This window comes from Hahella sp. KA22 (assembly GCF_004135205.1).
Taxonomy (GTDB): Bacteria; Pseudomonadota; Gammaproteobacteria; order Pseudomonadales; family Oleiphilaceae; genus Hahella.
The window spans coordinates 6,062,703-6,088,011 of sequence record NZ_CP035490.1; the positions used below are offsets into that span (position 1 = coordinate 6,062,703).

Annotated in this window: 24 protein-coding genes; 10 read left to right on the forward strand and 14 right to left on the reverse strand. The window is 54.4% G+C overall.

Translation table 11 applies throughout. The features are described from left to right. The first annotated feature begins 24 nt into the window (after window positions 1-24). Window positions 25-351: a thioredoxin gene (trxA, locus tag EUZ85_RS26790; RefSeq protein WP_127973197.1), complete on the forward strand. Its 327-nt coding sequence runs from the start codon at window positions 25-27 to the stop codon at window positions 349-351. 178 nt (window positions 352-529) lie between these two features. Here trxA and EUZ85_RS26795 read toward each other — a convergent pair whose 3' ends face one another. Both EUZ85_RS26795 and EUZ85_RS26800 read right to left on the reverse strand, forming a co-directional pair. Then, window positions 530-817, reverse strand: coding sequence for a DUF2218 domain-containing protein (locus tag EUZ85_RS26795; RefSeq protein WP_127973198.1), 288 nt, complete (start codon window positions 815-817; stop codon window positions 530-532). A gap of 125 nt (window positions 818-942) precedes the next feature. Next, complete coding sequence (locus EUZ85_RS26800; RefSeq protein WP_127973199.1) at window positions 943-2,982, reverse strand: TonB-dependent receptor domain-containing protein; 2,040 nt, start codon at window positions 2,980-2,982, stop codon at window positions 943-945. 195 nt (window positions 2,983-3,177) lie between these two features. Between EUZ85_RS26800 and EUZ85_RS26805 the strand changes: the two genes are divergently transcribed. Both EUZ85_RS26805 and EUZ85_RS26810 read left to right on the forward strand, forming a co-directional pair. Further along, window positions 3,178-4,164, forward strand: a complete 987-nt coding sequence (locus EUZ85_RS26805; RefSeq protein WP_164887371.1) for a helix-turn-helix transcriptional regulator — start codon at window positions 3,178-3,180, stop codon at window positions 4,162-4,164. Between the two features lie 110 nt (window positions 4,165-4,274). Then, window positions 4,275-5,285 carry a GTP-binding protein gene (locus tag EUZ85_RS26810; RefSeq protein ID WP_127973201.1) on the forward strand — a complete coding sequence of 337 codons (1,011 nt, stop codon included), beginning with the start codon at window positions 4,275-4,277 and terminating at the stop codon, window positions 5,283-5,285. A gap of 33 nt (window positions 5,286-5,318) precedes the next feature. On the opposite strand, the gene EUZ85_RS26815 is transcribed toward EUZ85_RS26810, so the two are convergent. After that, on the reverse strand, window positions 5,319-6,266 hold the full coding sequence (locus tag EUZ85_RS26815; RefSeq protein WP_127973202.1) for an exo-alpha-sialidase: 948 nt from the start codon (window positions 6,264-6,266) through the stop codon (window positions 5,319-5,321). A 26-nt stretch (window positions 6,267-6,292) separates the two neighbouring features. Beyond that, complete coding sequence (locus EUZ85_RS26820; RefSeq protein WP_127973203.1) at window positions 6,293-6,586, reverse strand: hypothetical protein; 294 nt, start codon at window positions 6,584-6,586, stop codon at window positions 6,293-6,295. Between the two features lie 165 nt (window positions 6,587-6,751). On the opposite strand from EUZ85_RS26820, the gene EUZ85_RS26825 reads away from it, so the two are divergent. Beyond that, window positions 6,752-7,243 (forward strand): hypothetical protein, encoded by a 492-nt coding sequence (locus tag EUZ85_RS26825; RefSeq protein ID WP_127973204.1) that lies wholly within the window; start codon window positions 6,752-6,754, stop codon window positions 7,241-7,243. On the opposite strand, the gene EUZ85_RS26830 is transcribed toward EUZ85_RS26825, so the two are convergent. Then, the gene (locus EUZ85_RS26830) at window positions 7,208-7,411 is read right to left on the reverse strand and encodes an RSP_7527 family protein (protein WP_127973205.1); all 204 of its coding nucleotides are present in this window, start codon (window positions 7,409-7,411) and stop codon (window positions 7,208-7,210) included. The genes EUZ85_RS26825 and EUZ85_RS26830 overlap by 36 nt on opposite strands. A 106-nt stretch (window positions 7,412-7,517) precedes the next feature. On the opposite strand from EUZ85_RS26830, the gene EUZ85_RS26835 reads away from it, so the two are divergent. Then, on the forward strand, window positions 7,518-8,375 hold the full coding sequence (locus EUZ85_RS26835; protein WP_127973206.1) for a LysR substrate-binding domain-containing protein: 858 nt from the start codon (window positions 7,518-7,520) through the stop codon (window positions 8,373-8,375). On the opposite strand, the gene EUZ85_RS26840 is transcribed toward EUZ85_RS26835, so the two are convergent. After that, window positions 8,335-9,324, reverse strand: coding sequence for a LysR family transcriptional regulator (locus tag EUZ85_RS26840; protein WP_127973207.1), 990 nt, complete (start codon window positions 9,322-9,324; stop codon window positions 8,335-8,337). The two genes, EUZ85_RS26835 and EUZ85_RS26840, sit on opposite strands and share 41 nt — an antisense overlap. A gap of 137 nt (window positions 9,325-9,461) precedes the next feature. Here EUZ85_RS26840 and EUZ85_RS26845 point away from each other — a divergent pair, with 137 nt between their 5' ends. Continuing rightward, window positions 9,462-10,076: an FMN-dependent NADH-azoreductase gene (locus EUZ85_RS26845; RefSeq protein ID WP_127973208.1), complete on the forward strand. Its 615-nt coding sequence runs from the start codon at window positions 9,462-9,464 to the stop codon at window positions 10,074-10,076. A gap of 7 nt (window positions 10,077-10,083) precedes the next feature. Here the strand turns inward: EUZ85_RS26845 and EUZ85_RS26850 are convergent, their stop codons facing one another. Both EUZ85_RS26850 and EUZ85_RS26855 read right to left on the reverse strand, forming a co-directional pair. Beyond that, a complete protein-coding gene (locus tag EUZ85_RS26850; protein ID WP_164887372.1) occupies window positions 10,084-11,220 on the reverse strand; it encodes a glycerate kinase in 1,137 nt (378 codons plus the stop codon). Between the two features lie 66 nt (window positions 11,221-11,286). Then, window positions 11,287-11,844 (reverse strand): MarR family winged helix-turn-helix transcriptional regulator, encoded by a 558-nt coding sequence (locus EUZ85_RS26855; RefSeq protein ID WP_127973210.1) that lies wholly within the window; start codon window positions 11,842-11,844, stop codon window positions 11,287-11,289. A 197-nt stretch (window positions 11,845-12,041) separates the two neighbouring features. Here EUZ85_RS26855 and EUZ85_RS26860 point away from each other — a divergent pair, with 197 nt between their 5' ends. Further along, the gene (locus EUZ85_RS26860; protein ID WP_127973211.1) at window positions 12,042-12,785 is read left to right on the forward strand and encodes a hypothetical protein; all 744 of its coding nucleotides are present in this window, start codon (window positions 12,042-12,044) and stop codon (window positions 12,783-12,785) included. 331 nt (window positions 12,786-13,116) lie between these two features. After that, window positions 13,117-13,296: a hypothetical protein gene (locus EUZ85_RS26865; protein ID WP_127973212.1), complete on the forward strand. Its 180-nt coding sequence runs from the start codon at window positions 13,117-13,119 to the stop codon at window positions 13,294-13,296. A 15-nt stretch (window positions 13,297-13,311) separates the two neighbouring features. Here the strand turns inward: EUZ85_RS26865 and EUZ85_RS26870 are convergent, their stop codons facing one another. The 6 genes from EUZ85_RS26870 to EUZ85_RS26900 form a co-directional block, all read right to left on the reverse strand. Next, the gene (locus EUZ85_RS26870) at window positions 13,312-14,190 is read right to left on the reverse strand and encodes an AraC family transcriptional regulator (RefSeq protein WP_127973213.1); all 879 of its coding nucleotides are present in this window, start codon (window positions 14,188-14,190) and stop codon (window positions 13,312-13,314) included. A 16-nt stretch (window positions 14,191-14,206) separates the two neighbouring features. Then, the gene (locus EUZ85_RS32070; protein ID WP_370454863.1) at window positions 14,207-16,468 is read right to left on the reverse strand and encodes an L-iditol 2-dehydrogenase; all 2,262 of its coding nucleotides are present in this window, start codon (window positions 16,466-16,468) and stop codon (window positions 14,207-14,209) included. Then, a complete protein-coding gene (locus tag EUZ85_RS26885; RefSeq protein ID WP_127973214.1) occupies window positions 16,461-17,567 on the reverse strand; it encodes an ABC transporter ATP-binding protein in 1,107 nt (368 codons plus the stop codon). Before EUZ85_RS26885 ends, EUZ85_RS32070 begins: the two co-directional genes overlap by 8 nt. Before the next feature lie 18 nt (window positions 17,568-17,585). Next, window positions 17,586-18,416, reverse strand: coding sequence for a carbohydrate ABC transporter permease (locus EUZ85_RS26890; RefSeq protein WP_127973215.1), 831 nt, complete (start codon window positions 18,414-18,416; stop codon window positions 17,586-17,588). 7 nt (window positions 18,417-18,423) lie between these two features. After that, the gene (locus tag EUZ85_RS26895) at window positions 18,424-19,284 is read right to left on the reverse strand and encodes a carbohydrate ABC transporter permease (RefSeq protein ID WP_127973216.1); all 861 of its coding nucleotides are present in this window, start codon (window positions 19,282-19,284) and stop codon (window positions 18,424-18,426) included. A gap of 133 nt (window positions 19,285-19,417) precedes the next feature. After that, complete coding sequence (locus EUZ85_RS26900; RefSeq protein ID WP_127973217.1) at window positions 19,418-20,734, reverse strand: sugar ABC transporter substrate-binding protein; 1,317 nt, start codon at window positions 20,732-20,734, stop codon at window positions 19,418-19,420. Window positions 20,735-21,096: 362 nt separating this feature from the next. On the opposite strand from EUZ85_RS26900, the gene EUZ85_RS26905 reads away from it, so the two are divergent. Next, window positions 21,097-21,627 carry a hypothetical protein gene (locus EUZ85_RS26905; protein WP_127973218.1) on the forward strand — a complete coding sequence of 177 codons (531 nt, stop codon included), beginning with the start codon at window positions 21,097-21,099 and terminating at the stop codon, window positions 21,625-21,627. Next, window positions 21,620-25,006: a hypothetical protein gene (locus EUZ85_RS26915; protein WP_164887373.1), complete on the forward strand. Its 3,387-nt coding sequence runs from the start codon at window positions 21,620-21,622 to the stop codon at window positions 25,004-25,006. The genes EUZ85_RS26905 and EUZ85_RS26915 overlap by 8 nt, the downstream gene beginning before the upstream one ends. Window positions 25,007-25,309 lie beyond the last annotated feature (303 nt).

Below are 25,309 nucleotides of genomic sequence, written 5' to 3' on the forward strand. Positions count from 1 at the left end.
ACATTTTCAGATTCGAGGTGAGCCATGAGCGCATTCGTAAAGCATGTTTCAGATGCAGATTTTAAAGACGCCGTCATCAATTCAGACAAGCCAGTGCTGGTGGATTTCTGGGCTGAATGGTGCGGACCATGCCGGGCGATTGCGCCGGTGCTGGACGAATTAGCGGAAGAGATGGCGGACGATATTCAGGTCGTCAAAGTCAATGTGGATGATAATCAGGCGATCGCCAGCGCCATGGGCATTCGCAGCATCCCGACTCTGATTGTCTTTAAGGATGGCAAGGCCGTAGCTAACCACAGCGGCGCCGTGGGTATGGCGCAGTTAAAGAACTTTATTGCGCAAGCGATTTAGTACCCCCTCTTGGAGCAACGCTCTGTTGCTCCTTTTTTAATTCATCCGCTACGCTTTTCCGCCACCACACCCCAACGAATGCTTCAGCCTGCGTTAAAAGCACGCCTCCACAAACGAAAAAACGCGCCGCCCGGAAGACGTCGGACGAACGCGTAATACAGCTAAGACCGTTGCCGGCTTAATCGACGCGACGCCAGTTAATCTGGATATCTTCCTTGCGTGCGAAGCGCACCAGGTGATCGTCAAGAATATATTGAACCACGCCAAGCGCTTCCTCGTTCTCCGCTTCGCAAACCATTTCCAGCGTCGCCTGATCGGCTTTCATCACGCAAGTACCGGGCTTGAACTGCACCCGACCTTCATGATCGTCCCACTCCGCCGGCACTTTGTGGCGAAAGTGTTTGCAAAGTTTGTTGAGGTACAGGCTCGCAGAGTCCGTAGGTACAGTCGCGACAGATTTAAGCATTGGTGTTTCCTTTTTATGTTAAGACCCTCAACGAAGAGAGCCGACGGCCCGGAGCTTACTTTTCGAAGTTCATCGCAACGCGTCCGGGGCCGGAATCACTGATAAGCGTCCTTGTTACACAAGCATCAGAACGAATACGCCAGCGTCAATTTGTAGTTACGGCCTGGCTCATAGTCATTCAACAACAGCTCACCAAATACAGGGTGATTGGTTCTCCCTGTGCGTGAAGCGTGGGCGGTGTATCGCTCATCAAACAGGTTTTCAATACCAAACGTCACCGCCACACCGTCAAGTTGACCTTTCGGCTGCCATTGCATGGACACATTATGCACTTGATAGCCGTCTTTATTTTCCGAACCTTCAGCTACGTTGTCTTCCTCTGATACGAATTGAGCGTTCCAGTCAAATGTCAGATCAGAGCTGGGTACGTAGTAAGTTACGATAACGCCTATAGTGTCTCCGATTTCCCGATCCAGGGGCGTAGTTGAACCATCATGACGACGCACTTCTGAGTCCATGGAGGCATAGGTCAGCATCAATGATAAATCCGTCAACGAGTACTTAAAGCTGGCTTCATAGCCATCGATAACGGCGGTTCCCACATTTTCATCCATGTCGCTGGTCTCTGAAGCCTGAATCACATCATGGATCTTGGTGCGGTATAAAGTCACCCCACCAGCGATAGACTTAGCCCCCCATACGTCAGGCTTGAAATAGTTAACGCCAAACTCTTCGTTATGACCGTCCTCAGGTCTAATGTCCGGATTAGGCGTTTTTATTCCCCCTGCGTTATTGAAAATCTCAGACAATTCAGGACCTTTAAACGTCTGAGTGGTTGAAACACGAACCGTCAGAGCATCAGTCACCGGCATCTCAGCCGCCAGCGCGCCGGATACTTCCGTATATGTCTTGTCCGCATTCACAGAATCAAGGTTATATCGATCAACTCTGACGCCAGGCGTAATGGCGAGGCCGCTGTCGAAGGTGGCGCGGTCTTCCGCAAACACAGCGATGTTGAGCGCCTTCTCTTTCGTCAGCTGCTCCCCGTCTTTATTGGAAACACCCTGTTGACGCAGGATATCGGAGCCATAGGTGAACAAGTGTTCCAGACCGAACGCTTCGGTCAACGTCTGCGCTGTAGCGTTCGCCCCTGAGTTGATCGCCTCGCCTTCAATGATGCCGCCGGATACGATGGATTCATCCCGCCTTAAGTCCAGTACATTGTGAGACAGACTCAGACGCAAATTCAGCATATCGCCGCGATCCATGTCGTAGTTCAGAGTGTAAGTGTCACGGTTATATTCCGTTGGATAGGGCAATGAGCTACCAGGGATATTGGTGTTTGTCGCCGGTCCCATATCCGGACGATAGGTGTAGTCGCCTTCGTCCCGGTATGCGCCATAGCCGAATTCCAGACGATCATACTCGCCAATGTCATAACCCAGCTTGATCAGGTGGTCTTTGATTTTGCCGTCATTGCCGACGTTTTCCACTCCATCGCCGTCTTTCGGGTTGTCCCTGTCGTTCACCAGCATATAGGCCAGGAAGTCAAAGCTGTCGCCCAATTTTCCGTAGCCGGTCAGTGAGCCCTGTGTGGCGTCATTGGTGAAATGTGAAAAAGAAACTCTGCCGCCGAAGTCGCGGCCTGGCTTCAGCAGGTCTTTCGCATCTTTGGTTTCGAATTTGACGCCGCCGCCTAATCCACCATGAACGATGGAATTAGCTCCCACCTGAATATCCACCGCTTTCAAAATATCCGCGTTGATCAGCAGATTGCCCATGTGGTGGTACATGAAATTGCTTTGGCTGGCCCCATCAATACGGATGTCCAGGTCGGTATCGTCCAGACCGCGAATATTGATGCGCTGATTGACGGAGTGAGTGCCGCCTACTTCTACGCCGGGCTGGTCTCGTAACAGGTCGCTGAGGTGGTCCGCCTGTTTGATGGAAATGTCTTCTTCACCCAGATACACGGACGAGCTGGAAACCTCCGTCCCCCAGACTGTCACCGGCGCCAGATTGGTGCTCTCCTCCGCCTGAACGACGCCAGCCACTGGCGCCAGGGCGACAGCCAAAGACGCACAACGCAATGCCAGCGGCAGCTTGGCGGGAGGGAAAGGAACGTGGGCGGAACGCGCTAACCTTCGGACAACATGAAAGGACATTTCAATACCTCTAATTAAGAACCAGCCGGATCGACGCGCAATAACGCCCCAGACAACAAAAAGCCGTCCGGATGCGATATTAGACGCCGGAATATATTAATGAGAATTATTATCAATTATATTATCGTTAACATGAGCTGCGATTAAGGCTCAATGCTTATGCAAAATCGTCGAAACGTTATGAGGTATCGCCAAATGGCAAACGCGGCTCAGTCAACCGGCCCGCGCATCAACGCGGATGAGCTGATCAGACTGGCAAACGACGCCGGCTACCGGCAGCAGGTCGAGTATTCAGAGTCCCATCGTAAAGACGCAATCATGGAAGGACGCTTCGCGCTGACCAGTTATCCGTCAGGTCTTTCCGTGCATCTTAGCGACCTTAAAGAGCTGCAAACGCTGTCCACCAGCATGGAGCTACCGCCAAAGCTGACCTTATCGGTCATACTGAGAGGCAAGCTGGATTTCGCTTTGGGAGACGCCAGCTTTGAAGCCGGTGGCGCAGGTCCGGAATGTTTCGCCTTATGCATTCCCAAACAGCAAACCTTCCACCGCCGGTTGCGCGCCAATCGCTGCCTCACCAAGGTGAATATCTCCGTCAGTCGCGAGTGGCTGGAATGTCGCAGTCTGGAAGAAGGCGGCGCGGCTCTTGATCTGGAGGAGCTGTTCAGTGAGGAGGTGGCGTTCGCCAAGTGGCCAGCGTCCGCCCGCCTGATTGGGCTGGCGGAGCAAATCCTCAATCCCCCTCCCCTGAGTCGTCTGCTCATGAGCCTTTATATTGAAAGTCGCGCAATGGAATTACTCAGCGACGGCATGTTGATGCTGCCGAAACATGTCAGCAAGCCCCATACGGAAACCGCTGGCGCCCTGAAGCCTCAGGAAAGCCGCCGCATCGCAACCGCCAGAGAGTTTATTGAAGCTCATCTGGATACCATTGATTCACTGGAAGAAACCGCCGCCGCCGTGGGCATGAGCGTCAGCACCTTACAGCGTCGCTTCAAGCTCGCCTATGGACGCACGGTCTTCGAATACGTACGGCAACGAAAACTGGAGGCGGCCCGCGATGCGTTGCTGAAGAAAGAACTCAGCATTGGCGAAGCCGCTTACAGAGCCGGTTATCGCCATCCTTCCAATTTCGTCACCGCGTTTAAGCGCGCCTTCGGCGCCACTCCCGGGGAGCTGTAGGGCTTCATCGAACGAAGCCTTTACGAGTAGATTGCGTCTGGCCCAAGGGAAAGACTTGTTATAATATAACACCCGTTTCCACGGACCGACGACGCAAAGGGACTCGCATAATGCCAACCAAAGAACAGAAAGCAGTGCCTAACAGAATCCCCACCAGTATTATCACCGGCTTTCTGGGAGCCGGAAAAACCACCGCCATTCTTCACCTTCTGGACCATAAGCCCACCAATGAGACCTGGGCGGTTTTGGTGAATGAGTTCGGTGAAGTCGGCATCGACGGCGCCATTCTTTCCAGCAAGGGCGCGTTAGTGAAAGAAGTTCCTGGCGGTTGTATGTGTTGCGTGAACGGGTTGCCAATGCAAATCGGGCTGAACATGCTGCTGGCGCGCAAGCCAGATCGTTTGCTGATTGAACCGACCGGACTTGGGCATCCCGATGAAATCATCGCAACGCTTAACGGCGAGCACTACCGGGATATCGTTAGTATTCAAGCGACCCTGACCCTGCTGGACCCAAGAAAGATCACAGACCCACGTTATTACGAGAATGAGAATTTCAGGAAACAGGTTCAGGTCGCGGACATCCTGGTCGCCAATAAAACCGACTTATGCTCTGACGAGGATAAGCGGGTGTTTTATGAATGGGTAAAGACCACCAGACCCGACTTGCATGAAGACGCCATTGGCTGGGTCAATCACGGGCGCGTGAACCCGGGCTGGCTGGAACACTCCTCCGCCCCCAGCGACTACAGCATTCCGGCGGCGCCGGAAAGCAAGCTGCCATTTATCGACATTGCTCCCGCCCCCCAACAGGATATCGTACGCAAAGAAAATCGCGGCGATGGTTATTTCAGTTGCGGCTGGGTTTTCTCGCCCAAATACTGTTTCGATTTGAAGGAAGTGCTGAATCTCGTCTACTCTCTGGATGTGGAGCGCTGCAAAGGCGTGTTTCGCACAGCGGAAGGCGCTGCGGTGATCAACGCGGAGAATGGCGGAGTTACCGTTTATACCGTCACCGAAGCGCCAGACAGCCGCATCGAGGTGATCGACAGTCAGCCTTTGCAAGTGGAGAGTCTGGAAAAGCTTCTAAAGGAGATTCTGGCCAGCGAGGCAGCGATTTAATCAATCAGCGCCGCCTTATCAATACAGACAGAATCAGACCGCATCCAACAGGCTGCGTAACTCCTCCGCGGTGAAAGAGACATGCTTGATCGTTTTGCGCCGCCATGTGTAAGCGATATGGAGATCGCCACAGCGAGTCAAACAGGCGCATGGGTAAGAGAACTCTCCCTCGCCGTTTTCGAGCACATGAACAGGTCGCCATTGCTCGCCATCCGTTGAGGCGGACATAATCAACACGGAGCGACCTGCCGCGCCGGAGTTATGCAACAAGAGAAACCGGCCATCGTTGGCGCGCACCACATCAATGGCGGCGTCCAGCGCAGGTATTTGCGTCAGACGCAAATCGGTCCAGTTGCGGCCTTCATCAAACGACCAGCATTCACCCAGGAAACCTTCCGTCGTACGGCAAAGGCTCTGAATGGCTTGCCCATGAATCAGCAGTACGGGCTGAATCGCAGGCAAAGACGAGGCCTTCGGTCCATGCGCGCTCCAAGTTTTACCCCTGTCTTCACTGCGCTCAAAGCAGATCCGCCACACCTCATTTTCTGTGCTGGTTGGGATAAGCATTGCGCCGGAAGGCAACACGACTGGACGCCCACGCACCGGCCCTATTCTGCCGCTATCAAGCAAGCGCGGCTGCGACCAGGTCGCGCCCTCATCCACTGATTCGATATAGGCGCCCCACCAGCGGGAAGGACTTGGCCCCACTTGATAGTACAGCAGCAAGCGACCATCGCCAGACCTTGAGAAAACAGGATTCCATAAGGGGTAACGGCGTCCGCTTGGCTGCAGGGGGTCAACCAGGAGGCGCTGGTTGCGCCAGCGTCCGTCACGATACTCAGCGCCCCAAATCCCCGTTTTCTGCGATCCTTCTCCAGGGCCTGCAAAGCAAGCCAGCAATAAGCCGTCCTCTACGTCCTGAATGGTCGCAGCATGACATTGCTTCCCATCGTTAACATCGAAAACAAAGGCTTCCTGCATGATCGACCACCTCTTCTGAAGCTTTCCTACAAATCGATGTCGACATCTCCATCGCGGAACAGCATGCGAATAAGACGGAAAGGCAGCATGACCAGTTCAAAACCGATATCAATGATGAACTCCAGCCAATCCAGTGCGTCCAGCCAGCCGCTATCGCTGTGGCGATGCTTTTTACTTGGCCAGACATAATGAGCGAGGATAAATCCCGCGATAGATGCCGCCAGTATCCATCCATTAAAACCCTGGGTGAACTGACTTACAACGCCTATCACCGCGCCAACGAATAACGCCAGCGACAACAACACTCTCAACAAATCCATAACGCCCGGTCAGACCTCTACAAAATATACGCCGACAGTACGGCGCCATATGAGCGGCCACAAGGCCGAAAGCTCATGCTCAATACTACGTCAAAGGTTAACCCAGTTTAATGCGGAGGAAACGCCTCATCCTAATTCTTTCTGCTAACATACGAGCGCTAGTCGGTGAAGGCGCATGATGAAGGCATGGGGATTTCGAACTATTCAAAATTAATTGCTGCGCTGGCGATCATATTGCCGGCGATGGGACTCGCTTTGTATTTCAAAGCTAACAGTCGCGGTAACGCGGCTTCGCAGGAGTGCCTGTTCGGCAATATTTACGAATTGCTGGAAAGCCAGAAAGTCGGCGATAACGTCTATGAGCTGTATCTTCATGTAAGCGGCTGGCCGGACAGAATAGAAAGCATTTCTCTGTTCAGTCCTCCTGCGTCCTTTGACGCCTGCGGACAACCTTTACAAAAAGCGCTGGCTTCATCGCCAGTGGAGTACGGTCAGGAAGGAAAAATCGTTAAGTGGCCGATCCGCTTTGTCGTGGAAGGCGGCGCTGTCAAAATCCGCTATTCCAGCGACAAAGACGGCAGACTGGCGATGGAAGACGTTCCCGTAGACTGGAAACTCAGCTCAACCACGCAGCTTCCTCCACAACTTACGCACTAAAGAGTTAGCATACTCGGCTCGCATTTCATGAGCCCGATTGATGTAGTAGTGATAGTCGATGCTTCCATCCTCCTCTATTCGATAGTCCACTGTACGGGCTTTCTTCGCGGGATTTTCCCGAACGGTTTCCGTCATCAGGAACACTTCCGCCATAGTCAGAGCTTTCATATTCATACCCTCTTGGATCTGTACTGAACTTTTAATTCATCTTAGTTCGTTCTATGATTCATAAAAATCGATATTTTTCGATGGTATAGTTCAAGATATTTGATATATGAAGCTTCCTGATATTTCCACGGAATTACTGCAAACCTTCGTCACGGTCGTGGACAGCGGCGGTGTGCTACGCGCCAGCGAACGTCTGTTCAAAACCCAATCCACCGTCAGCATGCAGCTCAGCCGTCTGGAGGAGCGCCTCGGCGTCGCCTTGTTCCGAACGGTGGGACGCCGTAAAGAGCTGACGCCGGAAGGCGAAACCATGCTGATCTACGCCCGCAAGATTCTGGATCTACAGAACGAAGCATTGAAGGCCATTCAGGGCGTGCAGTTTGAAGGCGAGCTGACCATCGGCATTTCCCGTTCTCTGGTGGACGGGGACCTGACTAATGAACTGTCCAAGTTCGCCATGCAGTATCCGCTGATAAAACTTAACGTGCGCTCCGCATCCAGCATGCATTTGCATAACGCATTCGAACAAGAGGAGTTTGACTGCATTATTCGCCTGACTCAGGACCCTTCCGCAGACGAGTTAGTGCTCAGCAAAGCAAAGATGGTCTGGGTGGCGTCGGATAAGTTTCAGTTCGATCCCAGCGTCCCGTTGCGCATGGCCAACTTCACCACGCCCTGCCAGTTCCGCTCAATCAGTGAAAAGGCGCTTAAGGCCGCTGGCATTGTGTGGCAGGAAGCGTACACCACCAACAATCTCAACGCATTGATGTCTGCGGTGCGGGGCAATCTGGCGGTCAGCGCCCGCACCCAGCACGCGCTGCAGCCGGGAACCCGGGTGGTGGGACCAGAGGAAGGACTCCCTGAGCTGCCGGAAATTTTCGTCGTGGCGCAGACCCGCGGCAGTTCAAGACTGGCCGAGTTCTTTATTTCATGGTTGGCGCCCCGTCCTCCGGTCGCGGCTTGAAGTCGGAAGGCGACGGACAGCCCGCGCTCTCGCAGAACTCATTCAGGGGCAGATCCCAATAAGGCGTCCCGTTGAAGCGCTCCAGAACGTAATCCACAAAGGTGCGCACCCGGTGAGAAAGATGGCGGGTATGGGGATAAATCAGATACGCATTCGCCTCCACCAGTTGGTATTCCGTGAGTATGGGCTTCAGGGCGCCGCTGGCGATTTCCTTATACAAAATGAAATTAGGCTGCGTCACGATCCCATAATCGTTCACCGCCGCTTGCCGCAGATAATCGCCCGCGTTGGCTTGTAGCCAGGGATTCACATTCACCTCGATACATTCGCCCTTGCTGTTCCAGAAGCGCCAGATACTGTTGGGCAGATTGGAGTAATGAATCACTCGATGCTGCGTTAATTCTTCCGGGGTTTTGGGCTCGCCGAACTTCTCCAGATAAGCGGGACTGGCGCAGATCACCGAGTGTATTTTGCAGATCGGGCGGGCGATCAAAGTGGAGTCCACCAGGCGTCCAATACGTATGGCCAGATCATACCCTTCCTGCACGATGTCGACCTGACGGTCATTAAAATTGATATCGAAATTCAGGTTCGGGTGCATTTGCATAAAGTCATTGAAAACACAGCCCAAGTGCATCATCCCGAACGTGAACGGCGCAGCGATCTTCAGCTTGCCGCTGAGGGACTTGTGCTCGCTGGTCACCGCCTCTTCCAGTTCCGCCAGATCCTCCAACAGTCGCAAACAGCGCTCGTAATAACTGCGCCCTGTTTCGGTCAGGGTCAACTTGCGGGTGGTTCGCACCAGCAACTGCACGCCCAGACGGGCCTCCAGCTCCGCCAACCGGCGGCTCACTGCCGACTTGGCGATGTCCAGAACCTGCGCCGCGCGGGTGATGCTGCCAGTCTCCACCACTTTGGCGTAGATCTGCATTTCCTCAAAACGACTCATGCGCCCTCTCCAAATATGCTTCGTTTAATTGTTCTTATTTTAGCAACAGAATTTTCATTACAGCCATGTTTATCCCTTTAATCTCAACAAATATAGTGAGCCCATCTAAACGACAGCCAAGTTTCGGGAGATATTCCATGACCCAATCAATTACTCGCATTCTGAAAATCGATAGCAGCGCCCGTGCGGAAAGTTCAATGAGCCGCAAGCTGGCGCAACAACTTACTGAACAACTGGTGGCGGCCAACCCTGGCGCGGAAGTGGTTAACCGCGATGTGTCCGGCGGATTGCCTTTCGTTACAGAAGAATGGATCGGCGCCAGTTACACCCCGGCGGATCAGCGCACTGAAGCGCAAAACCAGGCGCTGGCGCTGTCAGACAGCCTGATCGAGGAACTACAGGCGGCCGACACGCTGGTTATCGCCGCGCCCATGTATAACTTCAGCATTCCCGCTACCTTGAAAGCGTACATCGATCAAATTTGCCGTGCGCAAGTAACGTTCCGCTATACAGAGCAGGGCCCGGTTGGACTGCTGGAAAATAAAAAGGCGTATGTAGTGGCTGTCACCGGAGGTACGCCCGTCAACAGCGCGGCAGACTTTGTGTCCGCCTATATGCGTCAGGTGCTGGGATTCATCGGCATCAAGGATGTGACCTTTATCAACGCCGACCGCATCAAGGTTGACCCGGAGTCCATTCTGGCCGACGCGCAGCAGCAGATCGCCGCTGTAACGGATGTCGCCGCCGCTTAAGCGTTCGTCAGCCTCGTCCAGCAAGGAAGCAGGCTGTCGCATTTTCCGCGCTGCGACGCAGGTTGACGGCGGCATCCGCCAGGGCCTGGTCCAGAGTGACCACGCCCGGCGCAATGGGAAAGACAGCCGTCAATCCCATTGTTCGCGCCGCCGCCGCATCGCCTAAAAGCGCGCCAACCAGCGCAATGGTGGGCGCGCCAACTCTTTGGGCTCTCTGCGCCACCCCCAGTGGCGCTTTGCCTCGCAGGCTTTGACTGTCCATACAGCCTTCTCCGGTAAACACCAGATCCGCTCCCTTCAGCTTTTCGTCAAATCCACTGAGCTCCAGCACCAAATCAATGCCCTTGCGCCCTTGAGCGCCAAGCACGCCGACAAACGCCATCCCTAATCCTCCCGCCGCACCGCCGCCGGGTATCGCCTGCAACTCTCGTCCCAGCGCCCGCTCATTCAACGCCAGCCAATGAGACAACAAGCGATCGAGTTCCTGCACATCAGCGGACGTAGCGCCTTTTTGCGGACCAAAAACCGCTGACGCGCCCTGTTCCCCGCACAGGGGATTATCCACATCCAGCGCAATGGTGATGTCGCATTCGCGCAAGCGAGGGTCCAGACCGCTGTAATCCAGCGTGACCAGCTCCTTTAGCCCCTGCGCGCAGGGAGCAATTGATTCGCCCGCCGTATTGAGCGCGCGCAGGCCCAACGCCATTAACATCCCGACTCCGCCATCATTGCTGGCGCTGCCGCCGAGTCCGATCATGAAGCGCCTGGCGCCGGCGTCCAGCGCATCGCGAATGACTTCACCACTGCCCCAGCTGCCCGCCAAAAAGGGATTACGCTGCTCCCGCGTCAATAAATGCAGCCCCGTCGCCGCCGCGACTTCTATCACCGCTGTGGCGCCATCCTCCAGCAATCCCCACATGGCGGTGACCGGCTCTCCCAGTGGATTACGCACCGTCGCGTAGCGCTCATGTCCTCCCTTATTGGCGAGAATCGCCGCGACAAACCCTTCGCCGCCATCGGAGATTTGTATCGCTTCGCAATGAGCGTGAGGCGCAGCTCGCAATACGCCCTCCATGATCGCGGCGCCGACTTCCCGGGAAGACAGGCATTCTTTGAACGAGTCTGGAGCAATCAGAACTTTCATTATTTGTTTCCGCATAAGAATAGGTGACCGACCTAGCCTAGCCATTCCCATGCCAGGGCTAAAGGATCAGGTGAACTCGCGACAGATTTTTTGCGAATCTTCCGCAGACAGTCCTTCACCCGTCAGTCCGCATTGTCCTGTCCCAGCGCCGCCGGATTGGTAATGCCGACAGGTGTGGCACACGCCAAAGCGCTGCCGTTTACGCGCTATCTGCCATTGCGCCAGGATATCGCGCAGGCTCCCAAGTAAGGCGGCTTCTTCTGTTCCGGAGAAGTTGCGCATGGCGGCGTCGAACCCCGGCGGTGGCGTCAATTTATCCAGCAGCGCTTGCGCTTTTTCCGTCAGATGCAGGTGCACCATGCGCCGATCTGAGGCGTCCGCCTGCTTTTCCACAAAGCCTTTGGACTCAAGCTGCTTGATGCTCTGGGATATCGTGCCTTTGGTGATTTCTAGATATTCCGCAACGCCTTGCGGCGTATCCGAATAGCGGTTGCAGGCCGCCAAATAACGCAGCACATCCAGATGTACTGGCTGCAGATCGTACTCCAGCAACGCCTTGCGCCACTCCGTGCGGATGACGTAACCGATACGTTCGATGAATTCAAAAATAAGATTATCAGGCATACGCAAATACTATCGACACAATACTGTAATCACAACCGCCCCGATAACGCGATTTTCTGATCAAGCCATCTGATATGCAATTTCTATCAAGGTGATAAGAACAATTAGGCGCTATAGATCCAGATATAGTATTGACTCGAAACTTTATGTGGAGATAAATTAAATACGTTTCGAGTCAATACTAAAAAGAGGTTTCTATGTTTACGTCCCGATTACTTGCTTGCAGCGTTCTACTGGTCTCTGTTGGCGCTTGCGCTCATACGCCGTCCCCCACGAAGTTTGAATCCGCGGCTAATAAGGCGATACCAGGGGAGTTCGATCTGATCCAAACCCGTGTTTACCGTGATGGCCCTTATGCTGTTTTTGAACACAGCGTTCGCTATGGCGCAGGCGCGCTGAAACCCAACGCCATCGGCCAGTTGGCGGGTAGTGAAGTGTTCAGCTATGTCTGGCCGACTTCTCTGAATAGCAGTGCGGTAGGGTTTGCAGCGGCCCAGGGCATTCTCGCCTTCGTGCTAACGGCGCATCCAGACTTTGACGACACGCCGAAGTTCGACGAGAACGCCGACGGCAAGTTCGATAATGACGGCGACCTCTGGCACAGCCACTGGGTAGTGCTGACGCCGGACGAGCAGTGCGGCCCTGGCGCGTTGAAGGTGAAGGACATTCCCGCTGACGCCCACCCCAACCTGCCTGCAACCTGGCCTGGACTGCCCCTGTTTATCGACAGCCCAGGTTATGAGCCTGAACTGAAGGGAGAACAGGTTCGCGCCAGGGTTCCTCTCAAAGACATAGGGTTTCCGGAAGCGTTTCAGTATGACGGCGTCACCGCCGCCCTGCGGGTCAACGCCAATGTGCACAGTCCGTTACTGTGCGTGACCAATGTATGGGATGTGACTTCCGGCGATTTAAGCCTGCCGGCGACTTACGCGCCTCAGTAGCGAGGGCATTCTAAAATGTACAGACATGTTTAACCTTCGGGTGGGTGAATAACGCCGACATGAGAATAGTAAGAATAGTGAAAGTAAGTTAGTCCGGCGAACAGATAAAGCCCTTCTAAGAGCCGGAAAACGACAGGGCCTGGGCATGCCAGGCCTTGTCTCCTGCGGACTCGCGCAGCGCTAACGTCCATCTGTTTGCATTAACGCGGCATTCCTTGCGCGATAGCGCACAGTCTCAGCAAGCTGGCGAAAGCAGTATTCTGCTTCTATAAAATTAGTATTGGGTACGAAACTGTATCAGGCGCTGATTCAGAATGTAGGAGGGCACGCCATGGCTGAGGAGTTCGAAAAACTGCATCCGATTCTTAATGAAATCACCCGCACTTTCACACAACTGTATGAACGGCAAAAAGACGTCGACACGCTTGAAAAGCTCATCAAGCTGGAGGCCATACTGAAAGTCAAACTGGATGAAATCCAGGCCGTCAGGGCGAAAGTGGAGAACGAGTAACGCTCTCCAGCCTTATTAAAAACGCTGAGTCGCCTGCTGCCGGTACTCTCTGGGCGTAAGCCCTTTCAATTCCTGAAAACGCCGATTGAAGTTGGCGACATTATTGAAGCCCACCTGAAAACAGATGCTCGCCACCTGTTCATCGGTTTCCGCCAGCAGACAACACGCGCGGCTGACGCGGATGCGATTGAGAAACTCCACAAAGCGATTACCAGTAGCCTTGCGGAAAAATCGTGAGAAGTGACTGTCCGTCATCCCCACCAGTTCCGCCACCTCCTGCAAGCTGATTGGCGACTCAATATTGTTGATCACATACTCGACCACCGTGTTGATCTTGCGTTGCATGGTCTCGTTGGCTTTGGAGTTGATCTGCATGGTGGAGAGCATGCGGTAATTCGGCCAGGCCGCCAGCTCATTCATGAAATCAAAAAACAGCACAATGCGGGTCAGACCGGAGGCGTCGCGGATCTCAGCGAAGCGGTTGCGCACCTCATCAAGATCGACGCCGATGAATTCGATGCCGGAGCGCGCGCGTTCCAGCATCGGCAGCAGCTGGCTCAATTCGGGAATGACCTTGATGCCCTGCTCGATCGTGTCGTGATTAAAGTGCAGCAACATGTCCCGTAGCTCCACCTCGGACTCCGGGTCATTCTTGCTGATCCAGTTATGAGGCAGCCTGGGCCCGGTCAGAATCAACTGCCCCGGCCCGAACAGCCCCACATAATCGCCGATAAAGACTTTGCCGGTAGTGGCGACGATGAAGTGCAACTCGTACTCCTCGTGCACATGCCAGCGAATCAAATCGCTGGGAAATCCATGCTCGATATAACGCACGGTGCCCGCGCTGCGGTCCGTCAACTCGATTTCCGGCACGCCTTTATTCATCTTCCGCATCGACTTAACCTACTGCTCAGCTCATGACGTTGCCGCCATCCACATTGAATGTCTGCGCCGTAATGTAGTTTGAGGCCGGCGACGCCAGAAACAGCGCCATCCCGCAGATATCCTCCGGCGCGCCCATGCGTCCAAGCGGCACATCCAATCCCACCCGCCTTTTCTTCTCGCCCAGAGGCAGGTTTTCATATTTGGCGAACAACGCGTCCACCTGCTCCCACATGGGAGTATCCACCACTCCGGGGGAGATCCCGTTAACAGTGATATTGTGTTTGGCCAGCGCCAGCGCCGCCGACTGCGTATAGCTGATGATCGCCGCTTTGCTCGCACAGTAGTGCGACACTAACGCCTCACCTCTACGCCCGGCCTGGGACGCCAGGTTGATGATTTTGCCCTGCCTTTGCGAGTCTACCATGTGTTGCGCCACTTTCTGCATCGTGAAAAAAGCCCCTTTCACGTTTACGGAAAATATCCGCTCATACATGGCTTCATTGGATTCCAACAGCGGCGCCAGATCAAATACCGCCGCGTTATTGAACAGGATATCCACGCCGCCGAAACGTTCGACCGACTGCGCCAGCAAGCGATCCACAGAGGCCATATCCGTCACGTCCGCCTGCACATAACAGGCAGTTTCGGGGTACTGCTCCAACACTGCCGCAGCTTCTTTCGACGGCGTTGCAGGCAAGTCGCAGAGCACACAAGAAGCGCCGGCGGCCAGATACGCCTCCGCCACCGCTGCGCCAATACCGCCGCCAGCGCCGGTCACCAGTGCGGTTTTGCCCTGCAGGTTGGTCAGTTTTTCGATTGGGTAACTCACAATGTCTTTCCTTTCAAAAGAGGGGATATCGTTAAAGGCGCGGGAAGCCGACTCGATATGACGTCGCAGCAAGTCGCCGAAAGCGGGATAGCGCTGCGGCAGATCTCCCCAGAGCTTGGCGTCGGAGACAAAGCGCTCCAAAGCATCCGGGGCGGATAATAGTTTTTCCAGCCGCGGCCATTCCGGCTCGTAATAAGGAACCGGAGCCTGCCCGGCGCGCACTCGCTGCATGAAAACATACCAGTACGCAATGGCCTGCAGCGTTCGCTCCGGCGTGCGACCGGCGGCGAAGCCGCCTTGCAACGTCGGCAGGATGAATATCGGGAACTTGCTGCCGCCGTCCGCACAAATGCGTTCAATACGATCGCCGATATTGCGGTTGCCGAATCGGGCCAGCACTTTGCGCCAGTAGGCGTGTAAATCCAGAGGCGAATCGCCTAACGCCGGAATCGCCTCCTGCACTTCAAAGGCCTCGACAAAGGCTCTCAACTCTGGATCATGCACCGCTGCGTCGTAAGTGGGGAATCCGCGCAGAGCGGCGAGATAAGACAGTGCGGTGTGGCCGCCATTGAGAATACGGATTTTCGCTTCCTCATAAGGCTGCACATGATCCACCAGCGTTACGCCGACGCGCTCCAACGGCGGACGCCGCCCGGCGAAATCATCCTCAACCACCCACTGCACGAAGTCTTCCGCCATCACCGTCAACGCGTCGGCGACGCCGAATCGCGCCCTTACGTCACGGGAATGTTCAGGAGCAAGACGCGGTGTAATACGGTCCACCATGGCGTTGGGGAAACTGGCGTTATCACGCAGCCAGGACAACAGCTCGGCATCGCCGACCTGCTGCAGGTATTGAGTAAAGCCTGTCTTCAGGGTATCGCCATTATGACGCAGGTTGTCGCAGCTCAGCAGAGTGATGGGCCCTTGCCTGGACTGCATTCTCGCTCTTAAACCCGCATGCAGAAACGCATATAGCGTATTGCGTCCACTACCCTGCAGATCTGCGGCGATTTCAGGATGGGCGACATCCAGCAAACCATCCTCCTGCAAATAGTAGCCGCCCTCCGTCACCGTGATGGTGACCAATTGCGTTTGCGCATCCGCCAGGCATTGATCCACGCTTTGCGGAGACACAGCGCCATCCAACAGACGAATCAGCGCGCCAATTTCTTCATAACGCGCCTCACCTTCAGGCGAAACGGTTTTCAGCACATAGCTTCCGGACTGCGCCTGCAGCGCAGCGAACGCGGGGCTGTCGGCGGGCCGGAGATTCACGCCGGTAACGCCCCAGTCCTGACAGTCCTCATAGGCCAGCAGCGCATTGAAGTAATAAGCCTGATGCGCCCGATGGAAAGCGCCAACGCCTAAATGGACGACCGATGAGCTAACCTGCGAACGATCATAAGACAGCTTGAGCAACGTCGCGTCGTTCACCCCAGAACGCGTATCAGACATGAGCCGTCTCCCCGCCATTCACATACACCGCCTGATTTTGCGGATTGAATAAACGCATCTCTTCCGCATCAAAATTCAGGCTCACTTGCTGACCTTCCATCAAACCGCTGCGCGCAGCGGATTTCACCACCAGATTGCCGCAGCCGTTCACCTGCACATGGCAATAGGCTTCCGAGCCCAGGTTTTCAATCAGTTCAATGCGCCCCTGCACCGGTCCATCGCCTATCGGAGCGATATGGATATGCTCAGGCCGCACCCCCAGACTCCAACCAGCGCCTACGTTGTCCGCCAACACCCGCGCAGGAAGACGCAGATGGGCGTCAGCGGCGCGCACTTCGACGCTTTCGCCGCCCTGAATCACTTGATCGATGGCCAGCATATTCATCTTCGGCGTGCCGATAAATTCCGCGACAAAGCGATTCGCCGGCTGTTGGTATAGGTCAATGGGAGAGCCGCACTGTTCGATCTGGCCCTGATTAAGGATGACCACCCGGTCCGCCAGGGTCATCGCCTCCACTTGATCGTGCGTCACGTAAATCATCGTCGTGCCAAGCTGTTTATGCAGACGCGCCAGCTCAAGACGCATCTGCACCCGCAGAGCCGCGTCCAGGTTCGATAACGGCTCATCAAACAGGAAGACTTTAGGCTGACGTACGATAGCGCGACCAATGGCGACCCGCTGCCGCTGTCCGCCGGACAACTCGCGCGGCTTGCGCGCCAAAAGCTTATCCAGTTGCAACGAGGCGGCGACGGAACGCACTTTCTCATCAATTTCCGCCTGCGGCCGTTTCGCCAGACGCAAGGCGAAGGAAAGGTTTTCCGCCACGGTCATATGCGGATACAGCGCATAAGACTGGAACACCATCGCCAGATCCCGCTTGGAAGACGGCGCTTCGGTGATATCCCTTCCGTCCAGATGGATAGAGCCTTCAGAGACCAGCTCAAGCCCCGCGATCAAACGCAACAACGTGGATTTACCGCACCCGGACGGGCCGACGAAAACGATAAACTCCCCTTCCTGGATTTCCAGATTGACGCCGCGAATAGCATGGTACTGATCGTAATGTTTATGCAGATCTTTAATATTCAGATAACTCATCGGATAAATCCTCGAAAACTATTTCACGGCGCCGAACGTCAGGCCCTGCACCAACTGCTTCTGACATAACCAGCCGAACGCGACGATGGGGGCGCAGGCCAGTGTGGAAGCCGCTGAAAGCTTGGCCCAGAACAGGCCTTCCGGGCTGGAGTATGAGGCGATCATGGAAGTCAGCGTGCCGGCGTCCGCCGCGGTCAGGTTGAGAGACCAGAATGACTCGTTCCAACACAGCACGATGGACAACAGACCAGTGGAGGCGATGCCTCCCCAGGCCAGCGGCATGACGATTTTCACTACCTCTCCCATGGGACTGGCTCCATCCATTCTGCAGGCTTCCAGGATTTCCCTGGGAATGTCTTTGAAGTAGGAAAACAGCATCCACACCACGATGGGCAGGTTCATCATGGTGAAAATGATGATCAGACCAATACGCGTATCGAGCAGCCCGTAATCACGGAACAGAATGTAAATCGGCACCAGTACGCCCACCGCGGGCAGCATTTTGGTGGACAACATCCACAGCAACAGATCCTTGGTGCGCTTTCCGGGATAAAACGCCATGGCGTAAGCGCCGGGAATGGCGATCAGCAGCGCCAGAATAGTCGCGCCGAAGGACGTCACAATCGAGTTGATGGCGTGCTTCAGGTAATCGCTGCGCTCCTGCACCAGAGAAAAGTTCTCCAGAGTCGGTTCGAACACCAATGTGGGCGGCGAGGAAATCGCCTGCAGCTCAGTTTTGAATGAGGTCAGAAACATCCACAGAATGGGAAAAAACAGCAGCAAAGCGATTCCCCAGGCGGAAACGCCTACGATCCAGGTACGCACTTTATATTTTTGCTTCAGATTCATAGCCGCCTCACACCGTTAAGTTCTTGCCGATGGCGCGAATCAGGAAAAACGCCACGATATTGGCCAACACCACCGCAAACAAACCGCCTGCGGACGCAATGCCCACATCGAATTGCAATAGCGCCTGGGAATAGATCAGATACGCCAGGTTGGTGCTGTCATAGCCGGGGCCACCGCCGGTAGAAACATAAATCTCAGCGAACACCACCAGCAGAAAAATGGTTTCGATCATGATCACCACAGCGACCGGGCGAGCGAGATGGGGAATGGTGAGATAGCGGAAAATATGCCAGCTGGTGGCGCCGTCCATCCGCGCCGCTTCTTTTTGCTCCGTATCCTGGGACTGCAACGCAGTGACGAACACCAGAATCGCAAACGGCAGCCACTGCCAGCTCACCATGATGATGATGGAAAACAGGGGGACGTCCGCCAGCCAGTCCATCGGCTCCATCCCGACCATTTGCGAGAGCCAGGCGAAGACCCCATACACCGGGTTCATCATCATGTTTTTCCAGATCAATGCGCTGACCGTAGGCATGACGAAAAACGGCGAGATCAACAATACCCGCACCGCGCCGCGACCAAAGAAAGGCTGATCAATCAGGGCGGACAACGCCACGCCAAGCACCACAGTGATAGCCAGCACCGATCCCAGCAGGATCAGCGTATTGTTCACCGCCGGCCAGAAGCCGGGGTCGGTGACGAAAAACTCGTAGTTCAGCAAGCCAGTGAAGTTATGCTCGCCGGGGTACAGCAGGTTATAACGGATGGTGGAGAAATATATCGTCATCGCCAGGGGCACGATCATCCACAACAACAGTGAGATGACGGACGGAGCGAGTAACGTTCGCGTTACAGCACGTTGCATCGAAACACTCTCTGGTAACTGGGTTCTTAAGATCCGAAGACGGCTTCGCGGTTCGAACCGCCGCCCGCAGCCCGCCGTGAATGCCCATAAACACGGCGGCGCAGACGGCTTATCTCATGTCGCGAAGAGCGGATCAGTAATAGCCGGACTGACGCATCTGACGATCCGCCGACACATTGGCGGACTGCAGCGCTTTTTCAACGGACACGCTGCCCGTCAACGCCCCGGTCAACATCTGCCCGGTCGCCATGCCAATCGCCTGAAATTCGGGAATGGCGGCGAACTGCACGCCGATATAGGGCGACGGCTCCAGAGTGTTGTCTTCTGGATTAGCGGAGTTAATGGCCTTAAGCTCCGCTGATGCGAATACCGCCGCTTTCAGGAACTCAGGATTTTCGTAGGTGCTGGTGCGCGTACCGGTAGGAACCGAGCCCCATCCCTGCGTATCCGCCACCAGTTGGATGTAGTCCTTGGAAGTGGCCCAGGTGACGAACTTCTGCGCCGCTTCAGCATGCTTGGTCGCGGCGGGAATGGCGAGCGACCATGCCCACAGCCAGTTGGCGCCCTTATCGGTCACAGCGACGGGGGATTGCGCAAAGGCGACCTTGTCTGCAACTTTGCTCTGTTTGGGATCGCTGACGAATGACGCCGCTATAGTGGCGTCGATCCAGATGCCGCACTTGCCTTCGTTGAATAGCGCCAGGATCTCGTTGAAGCTGTTAGAACTGGAGCCCGGCGGGCCGTAGTTCTTCAGCAGATCAACATAGAAGCTGACGGCATGGGTCCAGGCGGGCGTGGTCAGCTGCGGCTTCCATTTTTCATCAAACCAGCGCGCGCCAAATGAGTTGGCCATGGTGGAGATGAACGCCATGTTGTCGCCCCATCCGGATTTGCCGCGCAGGCAGATGCCGTAGACGCCTTCCTTAGGCTTGTGCAGCGCCGCCGCCACATCTCTGATATGCCCCCAGGTGGGTCGATCTTCGATGGTCATGCCCGCTTTTTCGACCAGGTCCTTGCGGTACATGATCATGGAGCTTTCGCCGTAAAAAGGCGCCGCATAGAGTTTGCCGTCGACAGACAGTCCTTTACGAACCGCCGGTAGAATATCGTCCACATCATAGGACGCGTCGGTATTTATTTCCTTTAACCAACCGCGTTTGCCCCAGATCGGCGTCTCGTACATGCCGATGGTCATCACATCGTACAAGCCGCTCTTATTGGCGATGTCCTGCGTGACGTTCTGGCGCAAAACGCCTTCTTCCAACGTCACCCATTTCAATTTGATGTCTGGATTGGCCTTTTCGAAATGGCTGCTCAGCTTCTGCATTTCGATCATGTGGCCGTTGTTGACGGTAGCGATTGTGATTTCCTCAACCGCTGACGCGAGAGACGAGATCCCCAGGGAAATGGTCGCCGCCGAAACCAGCGCAGCGCGGGATAGAAACTTCATAGGTTACCTCCGAAGAAGTGTTATTTTTATATTCAAAGGGGGCCTTAATGACTTAAAGCAGAATTACTATGCGTCAATCCAGTTTCCAACTCTAATACCTACCATCGAAAAAATTATACTTTTTTGACAAAATTTCCATGAAATCGGGATAATTTTGTAAATTCAGTACATATATAACGTAGTTCTTCAGGGAATCGGCAAAGTCAGCCGGCGTTGCATAGCGTTTCTTTACCGCAGCCTAGGGTACACCCCAGGTGGCGTGCGGTTATGAGCGTCTATTATGTTTCTGCATCCGGCGCCGACCGGATGCGATAGCGACGCTCAACGCTGACCGAGCCGATTGAGGGAGTTGGAAGAAGACAATGACAAAAGTGGCGGGAAAAATCTGTGGCGTTGGTTGGGAGCTCACTCTTTATTCAGTGAGCGAGTTTGAGGAACGCGCCACCTATCAGGATATCGCCCGGCTCACCCGCTTCAAGCTGGTGTACGCCAACGATAATATCGAAGAAGAAGTCTGCGACATTGCGGACCTGAACAACCTGCTGATCCAAAACGGCGTATTCGTCAGCCATTTCTCGCCGTCGCAAACCAGAGGCATGGCGGAAATACTCTGCAAACTCAATCATATGGGAGAGCTGGTATGCGCCAACTCGCCATACTGGGCCGGAATCGAGGCCTACACTGGCCATGGCTCTGACGAGATCACCCCGCAAGTCACCTCGGAGTCGATCAGTTTCGTCGTGTTCCGTTCCTATCTGATGTTCAAGCGCCACGGATTCTTCCTGGCCCGGGTGTCGGTTCGGGATATGTCGAAATATGAGTTATGCTGTTTTTCAGAACAAACACGCCATTCATTTATGAGACCTGCATTTTCTGGAAGAAAGAATGAATAATCCCATACTGACGCGAGACAATCTGCTGGGCGGCAAGCTGGCGGAAATCATGAGCTACTACATGCTGCAGCAGGACGCGGACAGAAAGGACTTCTTAAACATCGCCCGCAAGCAAAAAGGTAAATTCGAGGACAAAGCCAAACGTGTAGAGGCGCTTTTCGGCTATCCCGTCCCTGCTGAAGTTATCGAAGCGGAAGAGTGCATGACCGCTTATGACAGGTACAGTGGCGTCGCCCAAGACGTCTGGATGCTTGCTGGCGAAATGATGAGCCTGCCTGACCAAGTCAGCGCCAAAGACATCGCTACCTCTCTCCGTGACTTCGAACTGATTATGCGCCTGCTCACCGGGCTCGAAATTATCGGCCGGGACCCCAGCGGCGATACCTGCTTTCTCAACATGCTCCCCTCTCCTCTCGGTACGGCCCGAGTGATAGTTTATGATCACGAAACCGGGGAGCCGTCCTCCGAAGAGTATTTCTCCATCGCCGACTTCGTCGCAGACCGTTGGGAGGAGGACTGCCTTAGAGAGCCGGACGACGATGACATGGATGATAAGGATGAAGATGAAGAGGAGGAGTACGAAGAAGACTTCCAGGAAGAAGAATGGTTCAGCAAACACTCCGACGCCGCCAAACAAGCCATTGAAGACTTCAACTCCTTCGCCGAAGCGGAAATAGAACAACGCCCTTACTATCACGACCCCAAACAATTATTCAGCCGCACAGATTGGCTGCATGGCCATCCCTCCGGCCGCCCCACTTACGCCTTCGCCTCCAAAATGGATCAAGCCCCAACGTTTGAAGTGTACGAGCGGGAGAAATCATTACTCGATAAAGAACCTGCGCTGGCGAACTATTGGATGCTCGCGCATTTCTTTCTGGGCAATCATGTCGCCTGTCGCAACACGATTAATCTGGTCAGACAGGCCAACGCCCTCGGAAGCATTACGCAAGCGCTGGCGGAAGCCCTGTATGAAACACTGACCGCCTTGGAAACCAAGCCGGACTCAGCGCAATTCGGACGTCTTGATCATCAGAAAATAACTGACCTCATAAGCCAGACTCAAGCCAATAGCTCACCTGAGCATCTTGAACCTGCGCGCCGCGCAGCCCTGTTGGAAGCCAGAGGCGAGACCCAGCTTAAACGGCTAAAACCCAAAGAGTGCAAACAGCGTCTCGCCAGTGGCGTCGACCCGCTTACTCTGATAGAAGAATACCCCGATGACGTCGCAACACATGACTTAGCGCTGGCCGCCTTGGGAGAACAAGACAGTGAATTCAATAAAATAGTCACCGCCTATTTCAAGGAGCGAACTGAAGACGCGTTTAATGAGTGGCCCTACAAGCGACAGCCAGAGCTTATAGACAGGCGCTTGTCACTGCCTTTGGCCGCTGCGTTTAAATCCGGGTTGAAGTACGACGCAGATCATAAAAAAGCTTACTCAGGCATCACCCTGACTCTTGGTAAGTATGACGACGACAACGCAATGGCTGCGCTGGAAGCGGCAGTATCACAACTGCCTCCGGACGATGATCGCCTGGAATATGTCATTCAATGCTTGCAGAACAGCCAGCATCCCCGTCGCAACGAAATGATGGGCAAAGCCGCCTGGCGACTGTTCGATATTCTGGATGTCGCGTTGAAAAATCAGCAGGAGCAGGCCCAGCAGCGCAGAGAGGAAGGCCCGACGCTGGATAATATGATCAATGTGGAAAACCATTATCTAACGGCAGCGCATATATTTTTGCAGGAAAACTCCAGCGAAGCCTTACAGGTCGCGGAAAAGCTTCTCGGTAACCGTGAGCATTTCAGGTTGTTCAAGCACATATTGGGAGACGCCTTCAGGCTCGCCGGGAACCACAACCTGAAAGAGCATGCGGAATTCGCTAAATATTACGTAACGCGCGTCGCAGCGATTGAAGTTAACGATACTGAAATGACCATCGAAGACCTCACACTGCTGAACTATATTGAGGCCGCCATCGCCTGGTGCAAATTAGATCCCAAAGCGGCCAAAGCCACCGCTAAAAAACTATTTAAACGTAAAACTGAGAGTGCGTATTTCGACCTGGAAATCAAATCCGGGCAGCTCTACGCCTTGTTGGCGGATGATAAAGATAACGCTGAATTATTGAGCTGGGCGCGTCGGCTGCTGGGCAATCGCAGTAACGCCACGCGCATTTGCGGCCCCCTGCGCGCAGCGGGGGAACTTAAGCTGACGTCGCTGATGGAGGACGTCCGTTATCACCTTTATTCTGATCACAATGACTTATTTCCCGAACAAGTTCTGCTCAAAGAAATCGCTTGGGACAGTTATCGCGCGCTCAATAAAGATGGCATCGAGGCCCCTGCTCAAAGGAAGAAAGACCAGTTCGCCCGTTATGTCGAAGTGGACAAGCTCGCTGACGCTCTGGGTCATCCTGAGAGACACGATCCGGACCATGTATGCAAACGCATCTACAAGGAAAACCACGTCTCTCCGGAAGCCATACCTGCTTTATCCAAATATTTAACAGACCTGTTGCAATACAGTGCTGACGACACCGATAGAGTCGAAGCAAGGGAAGGACTGCGCGCCTTACGCATTCAGGGAGTTGAGGCACAGCCTGCATTGGCGAGCCTCCTGCAACTGGAGCATATGGCGACGGACCATTTCAACACAATTCTCTACACCATGCGTTTCGTGGAGCCTGAAGCCAGCTTACGCGAGTGGTTATACGGCGCAGACTTAACTGAGCTGTTGGCGCAACTCACCCATCCAGCTCCCCGTTTTCTACCCTGGCTGGATGTAATTGCCGCGCGCGCCATCGCCATTAATCAAAATCAGGATTCGGAGCCGTTGCTCAGTGCGCTCTCTCAAGCGATGGAACACCGCTTGTCATTTCCCCTGGGGGACTGGAGCGATGAAGAACCGACGCTGATCAGGCTGCCGCAGATCCTGTCGCGGTTCAAAGGCGATAAACGCATAGATGGCAGCTTAAAGAAACTTAAGCGCTGTGTAGACAAGGCGGAACTGTACACTTTCGACGTCAGCCGCCTGTCCCGCCGCCGCGCCATACCCGATGCAAATGCGCTTGAAATAGTCAAAGGCGAAACCATCCGTTTCAAGCAGCCTATTAAAGGCCCCGACGATGACGAAGCCATCTACACGCTGACGATTACCCCCACCAGCGACAGCGTCATGTTTGAGTGCAGCGTGCACAATCTCTACTTCCGCACCTGTATGGAGGACGAGGAGTTGAAGAGCGCGGGACAGATCCCCGTCCAGAATGAAAACGCCGCGCTATTACTGGCGCAATCCATGGCGTTTGAGGCCATGATTCTTGGCTACAGTCAGGAAAAACCAGCGCCTAAAAAAGCGAAGAAACGCAGCAAGTAGGTTGTTTCATCAATAAGGCGCGTCCCACCGCGCCTTTCAAGTCGATATCAGCAAATAGCAAAAGCCAGTAATGTTAAAACTGTATGAGGCTGGACTTTCTCTGCCACATAGCCAGTTTTCCACCGGAAAAAATCCAACATATCCGTATTCATGGAAGCCAATAAACAACCCTGCCCGGCGTGACCTAATCCACGCTAAACCTTTGCTTTATACCGGATTTCCCATTGACCTAAACCACATTAAAAGAAGACCATAATCTTTTGATTAAAAAGGTATAGAATTGTGTAATTTTGTCGCTCCATG